Annotated in this window: 10 protein-coding genes and 3 pseudogenes; 2 read left to right on the top strand and 11 right to left on the bottom strand. The window is 58.5% G+C overall.

Features of this window, described 5'->3' with window-relative positions:
* Positions 1 to 13: 13 nt before the first annotated feature.
* On the top strand, positions 14 to 580 hold the full coding sequence (locus OMP40_RS27725) for a helix-turn-helix domain-containing protein (protein ID WP_277536141.1): 567 nt from the start codon (positions 14 to 16) through the stop codon (positions 578 to 580).
* 71 nt (positions 581 to 651) lie between these two features.
* Here OMP40_RS27725 and OMP40_RS27720 read toward each other — a convergent pair whose 3' ends face one another.
* Positions 652 to 2,592 (bottom strand): hypothetical protein, encoded by a 1,941-nt coding sequence (locus OMP40_RS27720; protein ID WP_277536139.1) that lies wholly within the window; start codon positions 2,590 to 2,592, stop codon positions 652 to 654.
* Between the two features lie 171 nt (positions 2,593 to 2,763).
* Complete coding sequence (locus OMP40_RS27715) at positions 2,764 to 3,129, bottom strand: ArsR/SmtB family transcription factor (protein WP_277536137.1); 366 nt, start codon at positions 3,127 to 3,129, stop codon at positions 2,764 to 2,766.
* Positions 3,130 to 3,330: 201 nt separating this feature from the next.
* Between OMP40_RS27715 and OMP40_RS27710 the strand changes: the two are divergent.
* A pseudogene (locus tag OMP40_RS27710) lies at positions 3,331 to 4,591 on the top strand (chromate transporter).
* On the opposite strand, the gene OMP40_RS27705 reads toward OMP40_RS27710, so the two are convergent.
* The 9 genes and pseudogenes from OMP40_RS27705 to OMP40_RS27665 form a co-directional block, all read right to left on the bottom strand.
* On the bottom strand, positions 4,588 to 5,313 hold the full coding sequence (locus OMP40_RS27705; RefSeq protein WP_277536136.1) for a YheC/YheD family protein: 726 nt from the start codon (positions 5,311 to 5,313) through the stop codon (positions 4,588 to 4,590). The pseudogene OMP40_RS27710 and the gene OMP40_RS27705 overlap by 4 nt on opposite strands.
* A gap of 95 nt (positions 5,314 to 5,408) precedes the next feature.
* Positions 5,409 to 6,743 (bottom strand): anti-sigma factor family protein, encoded by a 1,335-nt coding sequence (locus tag OMP40_RS27700; RefSeq protein WP_277536134.1) that lies wholly within the window; start codon positions 6,741 to 6,743, stop codon positions 5,409 to 5,411.
* The gene (locus tag OMP40_RS27695; RefSeq protein ID WP_277536132.1) at positions 6,740 to 6,979 is read right to left on the bottom strand and encodes an RNA polymerase sigma factor; all 240 of its coding nucleotides are present in this window, start codon (positions 6,977 to 6,979) and stop codon (positions 6,740 to 6,742) included. Before OMP40_RS27695 ends, OMP40_RS27700 begins: the two co-directional genes overlap by 4 nt.
* Positions 6,957 to 7,289, bottom strand: coding sequence for a sigma-70 family RNA polymerase sigma factor (locus OMP40_RS27690; protein ID WP_277536130.1), 333 nt, complete (start codon positions 7,287 to 7,289; stop codon positions 6,957 to 6,959). Before OMP40_RS27690 ends, OMP40_RS27695 begins: the two co-directional genes overlap by 23 nt.
* A gap of 41 nt (positions 7,290 to 7,330) precedes the next feature.
* Complete coding sequence (locus OMP40_RS27685) at positions 7,331 to 10,435, bottom strand: efflux RND transporter permease subunit (protein ID WP_277536129.1); 3,105 nt, start codon at positions 10,433 to 10,435, stop codon at positions 7,331 to 7,333.
* A 144-nt stretch (positions 10,436 to 10,579) separates the two neighbouring features.
* Positions 10,580 to 11,358: pseudogene (locus OMP40_RS27680) on the bottom strand (3-hydroxybutyrate dehydrogenase).
* A gap of 15 nt (positions 11,359 to 11,373) precedes the next feature.
* Positions 11,374 to 12,036, bottom strand: a complete 663-nt coding sequence (locus OMP40_RS27675) for a CoA transferase subunit B (RefSeq protein ID WP_277536128.1) — start codon at positions 12,034 to 12,036, stop codon at positions 11,374 to 11,376.
* The gene (locus OMP40_RS27670) at positions 12,033 to 12,749 is read right to left on the bottom strand and encodes a CoA transferase subunit A (RefSeq protein WP_277536127.1); all 717 of its coding nucleotides are present in this window, start codon (positions 12,747 to 12,749) and stop codon (positions 12,033 to 12,035) included. The genes OMP40_RS27675 and OMP40_RS27670 overlap by 4 nt, the downstream gene beginning before the upstream one ends.
* A gap of 24 nt (positions 12,750 to 12,773) precedes the next feature.
* A pseudogene (locus OMP40_RS27665) lies at positions 12,774 to 13,902 on the bottom strand (acetyl-CoA C-acetyltransferase).
* Positions 13,903 to 14,054: the final 152 nt, after the last annotated feature.

The following is a 14,054-nucleotide window of genomic DNA, read 5'->3' as shown; positions in this document are numbered from 1 at the left end:
TTGTCTTTCCTTCGTGTTCCATTTCGGCGCGAACGAATTCCCGATACGCCAGTTATTCGGCGAGACGCACCTGCTCGGCAATTTTGCGGGCTCGGCGCTCGAAAAGAAGCTCCTTCGGCTCGTGCAGCAGTATCGGCAGCCTGAACTTGCCGCGCAGCTGCAAGCGAAGGGCCTGCTGCTCGAAGTGCTGGGAGAGGCGGCAGCGGGGCTGTATGGGACGCAAGCAGGCTCCGCAGCGGAGGACCGGACGAAGGCCAAGCTGCTGCTGGCGCAAACCTACATCCGCGAGCATTACGCCGAAAATGTCCGGCACAGCGACCTGGAACGGATCGCCGGCTTAAGCCGCAATTACATCATCGTGCAATTCAAAAAGCAATTCGGTCTATTGCCGATGCAGTATTTGACGTTCGTGCGCATTCAGAAAGCGAGGGAGCTGGCGCTGCAGACGAATCTGTCGGTCAGCGAGATCGCCGAACAGGTCGGATACGCGGACGTCCATACGTTCGGCAAAATGTACAAGAAAAAAACCGGGACAAGCCTGTCCCAGTTTTGCTCGGCGCTCGTTACGTATAAGGTTTAATCTAAGATTTAATCGCCGCTTGAAAAATCACAGGCCGCTCCTCGCTGAAGGACTGTCGGGCGACCTGCCGATCAGTTTGGCTGAGACAGCGGATTGCTCGGATTTTCGACCATGACGCCGATCTCGCAGAAGTCGGAGCTGCCTCCCGAAGCTTCGAGTTCTGCGCGAAGATGATAAAATCCGTTGTGAAAACGGAGCGTATCGAGATAGAGCGGCTCGGGCGCTTCGGTGCCTTCGTACAAAACCTTGCTGCCGAACCGGAAGGCGAACCGCTTGATCGATTCTCCCGCCGGCAAGCCCGCTTCGACGTCGATTTTCATTACGTTATTTACTTTCTGCCGATCCTGTATGCCGCGCATATTGACGGCAGCCTTGGGCGCCGGGGCGACATAGACGCCGTCGATCCAAAGCTGCCCGTTTTTGCGTTCCTGCCGGCCTCCGGCGGGCGTTGCGACCAGGAGGACCGCGTCTTCGGCGGGCACGACGAATGTTGCGGTCCCTGTGACCGCCTTCGCCAGGAATCGGCCGCTCACCGTGTCGTAGAGATCGACCGCATCCTGACCGAGACCGTTGATCTCGACCGACTGTTCCGAGCCGAACGGATTGTAGTACAAGAACGTCGGATACGCCGCTTGATGGTAATAATCCGTTTTCAGGCAATCGATCTGCAATATTCCCTCGACGTTCGTCTTCCCGATCAAAGCGCCCATGAATCCGACATGGCTGCCGCTGTAGACCGAAAAGTCGAGCGGCCCCCACCCGATCACGGTGGCGTCTCCGCTCGCATAGGGCGACTTGCCGTCATATTCCTTTCGAATGCCCTCGTACGGAAGCGCGTGCTCGGGGTCGCCTTTCCAGTCCGCGCCCGACTGCTTGTCAGCGGGCAGACCGTCCGCATAGAACAAGCGTGATTGGTTAGCCACGTTCAGCATCCACTTGCCGACCGTGCGCGCATAGCGCGAATCGTAGCGCAGCAAAGGCGCCAGCGTGCTGAACAGGAAAAAGCCGTTCATGACGAAAATGTAGCCGCCGAAATCCTTCAAATTGCCGACCAACCCGTGCATGTCGTAATTTCCCCAACGCTCGATGCACATGCCCCAATCCGGGCGAATCTCCACCCCGCCGTCGAAAATCCAATTGATGTATTTCGTAATGTCATGGCGCGTCCCGTGCTCGACTTCCATACGGGCAGCCAAATAAGGCGAATAGTACATGAGCAGCTCGTAGTATGGATTGTCTTCCTGGTCGTCGAGAAAATCCAGGCATGCGTCGGCCGTATCCAGATACTTTTGGTCTCCGAAGCGTAGATAGGCCAGGTACATGAGCATCGCAACGCCTGAAGCCGCATCAGGCTCCTTCCATTTGCCGTTGTCGACAGGCTCCATATTCTTAAAATCGAACGAAGTATAATTGAAGTTGATTCGTTCGTCTTCATCCGTCATGACCCTCACCGCTTCGACCCAGCGGTCCGCGGACGAACGGACAAGCGCCTCCATCTCCGGCTGATTCGGATAAAAATAACTGATGACGGCGTACAGAATATTCGCTTGAATCTCGTACCAGAACGTATCCCCGCTCGGAATGCAAGGATACCAGACGAAGACGCCTTCCTCTTTTCGAAAAAAGGTTTGCAGCATTTTTACGTAGTTGCTGCCGTCCTGACCGCTCTTGTCGATGCCGACAAGCGTCGCGCCAAGCACGGAAGCCATGACCGTAATCGCTTCCTGCGAGCCGTTGCCGCCTTGATCCGACTTGCCGACGTAGGACATAAGGCCGAACGTATCCTCGTCCATATTGTAGTGCGTCCTGTCACGCCAAATGACGGGCAGGTAGTCGCCCTTGCGGTCGAAGTCGAAAGCGAACCGGTCGAACGCCTTCGCCTTTTCCCGCCAATCCCGGATCTCGAACGGTTTGGGCACCGTCGGCATGACTTGAACGAGATGGAGGTTTTTTTGAGGCGAGGGCGTCGCCGTTTCTTGCATCGATTTGCGCATGGGCAGCTGTGTAGCCATCCGACTTCGCCTCCTGAGTAATGTTGGTTGCCGCAACAATTTTTTACCCTGAATAGACGAATTGATAAAAAGAAAACGACATCCTAATATATGGAAGTCGCTGTGGGTTGCTTCTATGTAATTGTTGATCGTGGCCCAACGCCCTTAAGCGCGTTGGGCCATCTCGCCGCGCTATTTGTGCTTCAAATGCTCCAACGTCACCCGAATGATCTCTTCGATATGCGAATCGTCCAAGGAATAATAAACGGTTTTTCCGGCTTTTCGCCGTTTGACCATTCGCAGGTTCCTCAAATATCTCAGTTGGTGCGACACGGCGGATTGTCCCATTTCCAGCAGCTCCGACAAATCGTGAACGCATAGCTCGCGTCCCATCAGCGCGCTGATGATCTTTACCCGGGTCGGATCGCTGAGCGCTTTGAACCATTCCGCGATATCTTGAATGAGCGGTTCGCGGATCATCTCCGCCTTGATTCGAGCCAGATCGGCTTCCGAACCGCCGCACGGCACTTCGCAATCTTCCGCGATCGGCTGCTGCATTCCGGCACCTCGTTTCTTCCGTAAGCGATGATTCATTATACCAGACAGCCCTGTAATTAGAAAAGATTACGATTAGCCCGGTAGCGAATCCGCTTTCAACTATTTGAACGGCAATCCGTCGAATGGCTTGTCCTTAATCCGATGTAGACGGAAAGCGCACCCATCATGGACAATAGAATCGATGCAAAACGAAGGATGACGATGTCGAATCGATCTAAGGTGAAGGAGGCGTTACTGCAAGTGAACACGAATGAATCCGCGCCGGATCGGCGGCGTTCTCCATCCGGATGGCATGCGCTGCCTGAAGTCCTCGCGGTATCGACGAAGCTCGGTCTGACTTCGTTCGGCGGCCCGGTCGCCCATCTCGGCTATTTCCGCAACGAATACATACGCAAGCGCCGTTGGCTGGACGAACGCAGCTACGCGGACCTCGTGGCGCTCTGTCAGTTTTTGCCCGGTCCCGCCAGCAGCCAGGTTGGCATCGGCATCGGCGTCATTCGCGCCGGACTGCTGGGCGGACTGGCGGCGTGGTGCGGCTTCACGCTTCCCTCCGTCGTCGCGTTGGTCGGCTTTGCGCTGGTAATGAAAGGCATGGACATCAGCCAAGCCGGCTGGATTCACGGCCTCAAGCTCGTCGCGGTCGCCATCGTCGCGCAGGCCGTCCTCGGCATGGGTCAAAAGCTGGCGCCGGATAAAAAAAAGAGCCACCCTTGCCGTCGTGGCGGCATCGGTAGCGCTATTGTGGCAATCCGTGCTCAGTCAAGTGCTGATCATCGCGGCAGCCGGACTTGCCGGCTTGTGGATGTACCGAAAATCGGCTGCGGCGGAAGCGCCCGTTTTTGATATACCGATTCGCCGCGGCGTCGCTTATGTGTGTCTCGCCTTGTTTTTCGGGATTTTGATCGTTTTGCCGCTGCTTCAACGGCTGTATCCGTCGGACGGGCTCGCCCTGTTCGACAGCTTTTATCGATCGGGCGCTCTGGTGTTCGGCGGCGGCCATGTCGTACTCCCGCTGCTGGAGCAGGAAGTCGTTCCCTCCGGCCGGGTCGGCAAAGAAGACTTTCTGGCCGGGTACGGCGCCGCCCAAGCCGTTCCCGGTCCGCTATTTACGTTCGCCTCGTATTTGGGCGCGATGGCGAACGGGATACCGGGAGCGATTCTTGCCACCGCGGGCATCTTTTTACCGGCATTCCTTCTGATCGTCGGCGCGCTGCCGTTCTGGATTTCGCTTCGTAAAAGCGCGCGGGTTCAAGGCGCGCTGGTCGGCATAAACGCGGCTGTCGTCGGCATTTTGCTGGCTGCGCTTTACAATCCGCTGTGGACGACGGCGATTTTATCCGCTGCGGATTTTGCGCTCGCCGCCTTCTTGTTCGTACTGCTCGTTTTCTGGAAGGCGCCTCCCTGGATGGTCGTCGTGCTAGGCGCGGCCGGCGGGCTGTTGACTCAACAGGTATTCCATTAACGCGCGGATTGATAACGCCGGATTTTGTTGAAAATCGCGCGGTTCGGGTGCTTCAGGAAAATATACGGGTCAGGCTTGGTGTTGACCTCGAGAATCCACGGCTTCAGCGTTTTGTCCATCGCGATATCGAGCCCGATTTCCGAAATGCCGGGAAACGAATGTCTGAGCGAACGTCCGGTTTGAACGCCTAGCCGGGCCAGCGCCCTAAGCTTGGCATCCACTTTCGCTACGTGCGGCTTTAACAACGTTTCCGCCGTATAGATCTTGCCGCCATTGTGATAGTTGGTGACGATCTTGCCTTTGGCGGCCGCTCGGCCGATGATGCCGGTCGTTTCCCAACGCCTTTTCGGAGAAAGCTGGGTCATGACGCGCAGGTCGAAGCGGTTGCCGCGAAAGCGAAGCAGGTGAATGCCTCTTTGAACCAAATACGTTTTGCCCCGCGTTAACCGGCGCAGCGCTCCGAATAAAGCTTCGAAACTGCGAAACTTGACGATATTGCGGCCCGCCTGATAGCGATAGCCCGCTTCGTTCTTTTCGACCCGCACCACGCCAATGCCGTAGGAGCCTCGGTCGGGTTTGACATACACCATCTTATAGCGATCGAGCATGCGCTTTAAACTGCCGGCAGTCATTTTTGAAGTTTCGGGCAAGTATCGGGCGACCATCTTGTTGCGTCTCAGCGCGATCGTTTTCGCCCACTTGCTGGATATGCGTCGAACCATCGCCTGCTTCCCCTCCGCTAGATCTGAAGTCCCTCCTATCCTATTCGGCTTCGCCTTTGCCGTGTTGGCCTTCTATACCGGTTAGGCTTCGAAAGTTAAGGCTTAACGGACCGGCGGCGAAGCTTCGACGCCGTCCAGGACGTCGCGATGCCCAATGAATATATCAGCAGCGCAAGGAAAATGCAGCCCCCGACGAAAGGGACGTTCATCGCCGATACGAGGATGACGGCGCCGGCGCCGGTTCGTACCCATGCCGGTCTGTCCGCAGTCGCGCGAATCTGTTCGCCGAGCGTCTGGCCGACGATCGTTAGTCCGAGCGATAAAGCCGAGAGCGCAAGCAGGATAACGATCAGAATAAAAGGTATCGCCACGATCGACAGCAGCAGCAAGACGCTGACTGCGGCGAGCATGAGGGCCGCGAAAAAGCCGGCGGCGAACAAGGGGCCTCGCGGCGTCTGACGGTATCGGTCGAACAGAACGTCGGTTTTCCGTTTTCCGATCAGGACGATCAGCACGGGCAGGATGAGCATGAGCAGACTCGCCGCAAGCTTGACCGCCCCGTATCCGATCAGCATCCCCGAGCCGATGACAAGACTGTTCGCCGTGGCGCTGTCGAACGAGACGTTCACGATGTCGTTGGTGACGTCCGCCCCTTCCTCCAATATCAAGCTGCCTCCGATGAGGACGACGGCGCCTTTGATGCGGGCGGTCGAACGTACGCGCAAGTCGCCATGGACGACGACGACGGTATTGTTCACGGTTCCGGCGATGGAAGCGTCTCCGCCGACGACGACGACATCCTCGACCGTTTGCGAGGACGATACCGTCGTATCCTGATGCTCGAACAAGCTTTTGGCCTCCGTCGTTCCGGGAAACAACAGGAAGCACAGCAGCATGGGAATGGTAAGGATTCTTAAGGTCTTTAGCATCGTTCTCCCTTTCATGGCGCGGCGCTTCTCAGAATGCGCCTCAGCGATAAGCCGGATAAAATAAAAACGAAGGCGCTTAATGGCAAGACCGCCACCCATACGGCAGGCATCGTCGATGCGACCTTCGATGCGACGTAGGCGGCCGTCAACAGAAATTGCACCGCGATCGAAAACAATTTGAAAAAAAGTTCCGCCGTAAAGGAAGGCCAATACGATTAAAGCGGCCAGCGCGGCAATCGACACGGCGGCCAGCCCGGTCGACGCTGCGGCAGGCGACGCTTGTCGACGGTTCAGAGCGGCGATTACCTTATTTTCAAGATCTGGAGGGGCAGCCAACCTGGCATAAAAGCCCGCGATTTCGGCGCGCATGTCGACAAGATCGCGGGCCAGGCTCGCGCAAATCTCGCATTCAAGCAAATGCGCCTCGATCAGCCTTCGCTCCTCCGCTTCCAGCTCCTCGTCTACATAGGCCGACAACGATTCGGTCGGATGCCCGTTCATGATGGCTCACCTCTTTTCATCGCTTGGCGGAGCGCGAGTCTCGCCGCATTCAACCGGGACTTCACGGTCCCAATGGGGATGTCCAGCAATTGCGCGATCTCTTCATACCGGTAACCTTGCGCATCGTGGAGCAATACGACCTGTCGATGATCGGGCGACAGCCGGGCCATCGCCTCCTCGATCTCGCCTCTTAGCTGCTCGGTCCGGTATTGCTCACGCGCCTCCTTTCGATCCATGCCGGCCAACGCCGATTCCGAAGCCGCGGACGTCTTTTCCCTGCTTCGCTTTTTTGAGTCGATCCGCGCACAGATTAAATACGATCCGGTTGAGCCAGGAGACGAAGGCGAATTCGCTTTCCAATTTGGACAGAGACCCGTAACATTTTACGAAGACTTCCTGCGCCACGTCCTCCGCCTCCATTGTATCGCCCAGCATGCCGTACGCATAGCGATATACGTGATCCTTGAAGCGCCTGACAAGCGCGGCGAATTCCTCTTGATCGCCTTGCTTGGCGTTACGGATCAGGCGATGAAGTTCTTCATCCACACGAGATCGTCGCCTCCCGAGATCGAACTCTCTTTTTTATTTTAACGGGCGGCGGTCGTTTGCGCTTGGATTTTCGCGTTCGCCATCTTGCCCTGCATCCATTCGTACAAGATCGGAATGACCAGGAGACTGTTCAAGGTCGAGGTGATCATGCCTCCGATCACGACGATGCCGAGCGTCCGGGAGACGACGGCGTCTCCGCTCGAAGAGAGAGCAAGCGGGATCAAGGTCAGTACGGTCGTGGCGGCCGTCATCAAGATGGGGCGAATACGGGACGCGCTGCCTTGCACGACCGCTTCCCGAAGCGGCATGCCCGCTCTGCGGTTGCGCTCGATCTTGTCGATCAGCACGATGCCGTTCGTCACGACGATGCCGGTCAGCATAAGCACGCCGACGAGCGCCGGCAGGTTCCACTGGCCGTGAATGAGATACAGCGACAGCACGACGCCGGTTAAGGCGAGCGGAATGCTGACAAGCACGGCCATCGGCGCTTTAAGCCCGTGGAAGACGAAGCTGACGATGAGGAGCACGAGCAGGATCGACGCGGATACGGCGATGATCATCTCTTCGATCATCTGGCCGACTTGCTTCGAAATGCCGTTCATAGAGTAGATTACCCCCTGCGGCAGGTCGGTATGCGCAAGCGTCTTGTTCACTTCCTTCGCGATTTTGCTCATCGGGCTGCCTACGATCTCTGTCGTGACGACCGCGAAAGGCCGGCCGTCGCGCGCTTGAATGGTAGAAGGCGCATCGTCGACTTTAACGGCGGCCAGTTGGTCCAGCCGAACCGGCAGGCCGTCCTTGCCCAAGAACGTTTCCGCGGACAGCGTCCGAAGCACGTCCGATGCCCTTTCATAGCCCTTCGATTCGCCCGTCGCGACAGGGTCAAGATAGACATCGACCGGAATGTCGCCATTGGACGAAGGGACCTTAAAGTCCTTTCCTTTGGCGGTATAGCGCGCGATGACCCGGTTGATGTCGTCCGGATTCACGCCGTATTTCTTGATTCGGGCTTCGTTCAGCGCGATCGCGTATTTCGGCGCGCCGCCCGTCAGATCGGCTTTGCCGTCCACGCTCAGGCCGTCGATGGCGGCGAGCTTTTCCCGGATCGTTTGCGCCGCCTTGTCCAGCGTCTGCTGATCGCTTCCGGTCAGCGTAATTTTCATTTGCGCGTCGTCGCCCGCGATGTTCTGGTTGGAGACGGTTATGACCGAGCTGCCGGCGACCGGGTCGAGCGTATGCCGAAGCGCTTCGATATAGGCTTCCAGATGGCGCCGGTCATGCAGCTTAAGCGAGAGATTGGCGACGTTGGGTTGCCGGATAAAGCCTCCGCCCTGATCGAATACGTCGTCCGCCTCCGGCGTGCCGGCAGAACCGAACTCAGCGTCGTACGAAGCGACGTTCGGGTCGCCGCCAAGGACGCCCTCGACCTTCAGCGCCTCGGCATCCACCTCCGGCAGCGTGCTGCCCTTCGGCAATTCCACCTTCACGGCGACCTGCCCCGTTGCCGTGCCCGGAAGCAGGCTGAACGGGAGCTGCGAACCTCCTGCCGCCGCGAGCGCGAGCAGCGCCAGCGTGACGCCGATGACCGTCTTTTTGCGCTTGAGCGCAGCCAGAACGATCGGCTTCATCATCGGCTCAAGCGAGACCGGGTTCGCGCCGATTCCTTTCCCGCCCATGAAGGCCAGCGCTGGCAGCAGGAGCGCGGCAACGAAAAAGGAAACCGCGATCGCAATGACGACCGACCAGGCGAAGCCCGAATACGAGGCGCCGACGATCCCGCCGACAAACGCGATCGGGATATAAACGGCGACAGTCGTAGCCGTCGAGGCAAGTATGGCGGGCAGCATCTCTACAACGGCCGACGCCAGCGTCTGCAGCGCGGGCTTTCCTTTTTCATCCTGCGTCTTGCGGTACATGTTGTCTAAAATGACGATGGCGTCGTCCACGATTCTTCCCATGGCCACGATCAGTCCGGAGACGGTCAGTATGTTCAACGTGATGCCCATCGACTTCAGAATCGCCGTCGTCGCGAGCAAAGAGACGGGCAAGGACACCGCGATGACGAGCGTCGATCGGACATTGCGGAAAAAGAAGAGCACGCACAGCATCGAAAACAGGCAGCCCAGCAGACCTTCCCGCAGCAGCCCCTTCAGCGAATCGTTCAAGTCATGCGCGCGGTCCAGCGTCAGCGCTAGCGACGCGTCGCCGCTTTTTACCGCCGGCACACTGGCTGCCCGCTCTTTCACCTGCTTGGCGACGTCGATAATGTTGGCTGAAGGCGACTTGATCACGTCGATCCGGACGCTCGCTTGACCGTTCGTTCGCGACACCGTCTTTACGTCGGTGGGCGAATGCGAGATATCCGCGATCGCCGAGAGCGGGACGGCAATGCCGGCCTTGTTACGAATGAGAAGGCTGGCGAACGCCTGATCGCTCAGGTCCCAGCTCTCGATCTTGACCGGGATCGCCGCCCGAACGTTGGCGATGTTGCCTTGCGTCCAATTCGGCAGCTCCTTCGATACCGAATCGTTGAAATCGTCGATCGTAAGTCCCGCTTTGGCGAGGTCCTTCATGCGCACGTACACGACATAACCGTCGTTGGCGGCGCCGGTCGTATTCACGGCCGCCACGCCCGGCACGGTCTTCAGCGCGTTGACGATGTCCCGCTGGACGGTTGAACGCACCCCCTCGTCGCCCAGTTTGCCGCTCTTATCCGTCAGGCTGTAGCTCAAAATCGGGAAGGTGCTCGTCGTCAACCGGGTCACCGCCGGCGCTTTGACGTCATCCGGCAACGTCGCCGAGGCAAGCGCCTGTTTGGTGTCCGTCTCGGCTTTTTTCATATCGTAGTCCATCGGAAAATACAAATTCATCAGCAGCCCGCCGTCGTAAGACGTCGTCTCGATATTCGCCAGTCCGTCGACGTTCTTCAGCGCGTCGTCAAGCTTGTCGGCGATGCCCGCTTGCATTTGATCCGCTTGATAAGAAGAAGCCCGCAAGGACACCATTAGCGTCGTATTGTTGATGCCCGGCATATAATCCCGCTGCATATGAAAGGCCGCCGCGCCTCCCCAGGCGACGATCAGCAAGACGATAACAAGCATGACGACCGATCTTTGCATGACGGCTTGTAGCATTCGGTTCATGAATAAAGCCCCTTTCGGTTGGATATTTCAAAGGACTTTATGCATTGCGAGAATGTTCGCCTGCCCGGTAATCTTTTTTTTCAGCAGAAAAAAGGAACCAACGCGACGTTGGTCCCTTCAGTCTTGCTGCGTTTGTCCGGACGCTCATTGCGCCGTGTATCCTCCGTCGATCAGCAGCGCCTGACCCGTGATGCCTTTGGCCGCATCGCCGGCCAAATATAGCGCGAGCTCCGCGATCTCGCTCGCGTCGATCAGCCTGCGCTGGGGCACGAGCGGCAAGATCACTTTTTCAAGCGCCTCCTCGACCGTTACGCCGTGCAGGGACGCGAGGTCTGCGAGCTGATTGCGCACGAGCGCCGTATCCACGTACCCCGGACAAAGCGCGTTGACGGTGATGCCGTCCGCTGCCGTCTCGAGCGCCACCGCTTTCGTCAGGCCGATGACGCCGTGCTTGGCGCTGTTGTAGGCGGATTTGCCGGCAAAGCCGACCACGCCGTTGATCGAGGCGATATTGACGATTCTCCCGAATTTTTTTTGCCCGCATGCCCGGCACGACGTGTTTGATGAGCATAAAAGGCGCCGTGAGCATAATCCGGAGCATCCGTTCGAAGATTTCGGTCGGAAAGCGCTCGACCGGGGAGACATGCTGCATGCCCGCATTGTTGATCAGCACGTCGATGCCGCCCCATCGCGCTTCGGCGCTTCGCACCGTACGCTCGATCTCGTCCTCGCACGTTACGTCGAGCCGCATCCCTTGGACATCGTACCCTGCTTGTCTCAAATCCGCAGCCGACCGCATCGCGGCCGACTCGTTGAGATCCGTCAATACGACCGTCGCGCCCGCGGACGCGAATCGGCGTCCGATGTCGAGGCCGATGCCTTGAGCCGCCCCCCGTGATCAATACCACTCGTTTTTCGGTCATCGCGCGGTCCCCCTTTTAATACGCATCGAGAAGCAGGCGATCCGAGATCCGTAGCGGAGCGCCGGTCGATGCCGCAATCTCTTCTAAAGAGCATCCGCGCGCTGTCTCCATCAAGACGAGCCCTTCCGGCGCGACGTCGATGACCGCCCGATCCGTGATGATGCGGTGGACGACGGACTTCCCCGTCAGCGGCAGCGTGCATTGCCCGACGATTTTCGGTCTGCCGTCCTTGCTTACATGCTCCATTACGACCACGATCCGCTTGGCCCCATGGACCAGGTCCATCGCGCCGCCCATGCCTTTGATCATCTTGCCCGGAATCGTCCAGTTGGCCAGGTCGCCCGAAGCGGACACCTCCATGCCGCCCAGAATGGCCAGATCGATGTGGCCGCCGCGGATCATCGCGAAGGAAGCGGCGCTGTCGAAGTAAGAAGCTCCTGTCACGGCGGTCACGGTTTCTTTCCCGGCGTTGATCAAGTCGGGATCGACTTGCGACGGCTGCGGATAAGGACCGATGCCAAGCAGCCCGTTTTCGGATTGCAGCCAGACCTGTTTATTGTTCGGAATATAGTTGGCTACCAAAGTCGGCATGCCGATGCCCAGATTGACGTAATAGCCGTCCGCGATTTCCTTTTCGGCTCTCAGGGCGATTTTTTCGCGCGCAGTCGCGACGGTCATCGTGATCCACCTCCGGCTTCGGCTTGATTCGCGACCGTCAGCTTCTCGACGCGTTTTTGCTGCGCGCCGACGATCAGCGAATGAACGAATACGCCCGGCGTATGGATGCGATCCGCGTCCAGCCTGCCGGCTTCCACCAGCTGTTCCGTCTCCGCGATCGTGACGCGGCCGGCGGTCGCCATGATCGGATTAAAGTTTCTGGCCGTTTTGTTGTACGAGAGATTGCCGTAAATGTCCGCCTCATATGCGCGGATCAAGGCAAAATCCGCGGTTAACGCTTCCTCGAGCAAATACGTCTTGCCTCCGAAGACGCGCGATTCCTTCCCTTCCTCAAGAGGCGTGCCCACGCCTGCGGGCGTATAAAAGGCAGGGATGCCGGCGCCGCCCGCCCTGATTTTCTCGGCCAGCGTGCCTTGCGGCAACAGCTCGACTTCGAGCTCGCCGGCCAGCGCCTGGCGTTCGAATTGTTTGTTTTCGCCCACGTAGGATGCGACGATCTTCCTGATCTGCCTGTTGGCCAGCAGCAAGCCTAGCCCCCAATCGTCCACGCCGCAGTTGTTGGAGATGACCGTCAGTTCCTTGACGCCGGTCTCGGCCAGCGCCACGATCAGATTTTCAGGAATGCCCACCAACCCGAAGCCGCCGACCATGATCGTCGCGCCGTCTTGAATGGCCGCAACCGCTTCCGCAAACGTAGAATGAATCTTTTTCAATGTGTTCAGCCTCCTCTGTCCGATCTAGCCGCAGCGCTCGACGATCGCCGCGATCCCCTGTCCGCCGCCGATGCAAAGCGCGGCCAGTCCGAAGACGGACCCGCGGCGATTCATCTCGTGCAGCAAGGTGACCAGCACTCTTGCGCCGCTCGCCCCGATCGGGTGACCGAGCGCGATCGCGCCGCCGTTGACGTTCACCTTGCGCTCGTCCAAACCGAAGTGTTCGATAAACGGAACGACTTGGGCGGCAAACGCTTCGTTCACCTCGATCAGATCGATATCGGCCATGCGCAATCGCGCTTTTTCGAGCGCCTTCTCGGCTGCCGGGATCGGCCCCGTGCCCATATAGGCCGGATCCACGCCCGCCACCGCAAAGGCGCGGATGACGCCGAGCGGCCGAATTCCTTTCTCCGCCGCGCGCTTTCCGCTCATCAGGACCAAGGCCGCCGCGCCGTCATTGATGCCCGAGGCGTTGCCGGCTGTGACGATGCCGTCCGGCTTAAATGCGGGCCTCAGCTTGGCCAGCGCCTCCGGCGTCGTGTCCGGACGCGGATGCTCGTCTTGTTCCGCTACGGGGTGCGGTTCCTTTTTTGCCGGGCAGCGCGACGCCGACGATCTCATCGGCAAAAGTGCCTTTTTGAATCGCTTCGGCGGCTTTTCGTTGGCTGCCGAGCGCGGTTTCGTCCAACTGCTCGCGCGTCAGACCGAATTTGGCGCCTACGTTTTCCGCCGTGATGCCCATGTGATAATCGTTGACCGCGCACCATAAACCGTCTTTGATCATGCTGTCGGTCAGCGTTCGATCTCCCATTGCGTATCCGGCGCGCGCCCCCGGAAGCAAATAAGGCGCCTGGCTCATGCTTTCCATGCCGCCGGCGACGACGGTATCGCAGTCGCCCGTCCGTATCGACCGACTGGCCAGATAGACGGACATCAGGCCGGAGCCGCATACCTGGTTCACGGTCGTCGAAGGCGCCTCGACCGGCACCCCTGCCTGAAGCGCAGCTTGCCTGGCGGGATTTTGTCCGAGACCGGCCTGAAGCACGTTGCCCATATACACTTCATCGATATCGGAACCGGCGATGCCCGCCCGATCGATGGCCGACCTGATCGCGGCAGCGCCCAGCCGGACGGCCGGCACATCTTTGAACATGCCGTTCAATCGCCCGATCGGCGTTCGGACAGCGCTTACAATGACAACATCATGGTCGCTCATATGAGATCGACTCCTTTGTTCGCCTTTCCTTCAGGCTTCCTATTTACCATTGTAGGGCCAGCTTATTTATGTGTAAAATACAGATAGTG

This window comes from Cohnella rhizosphaerae (assembly GCF_029525575.1).
Lineage (GTDB): Bacteria > Bacillota > Bacilli > Paenibacillales > Paenibacillaceae > Cohnella > Cohnella rhizosphaerae.
Note: the sequence above shows the minus strand (reverse complement) of the source record. Positions and strands in the feature narration are given on the sequence as shown.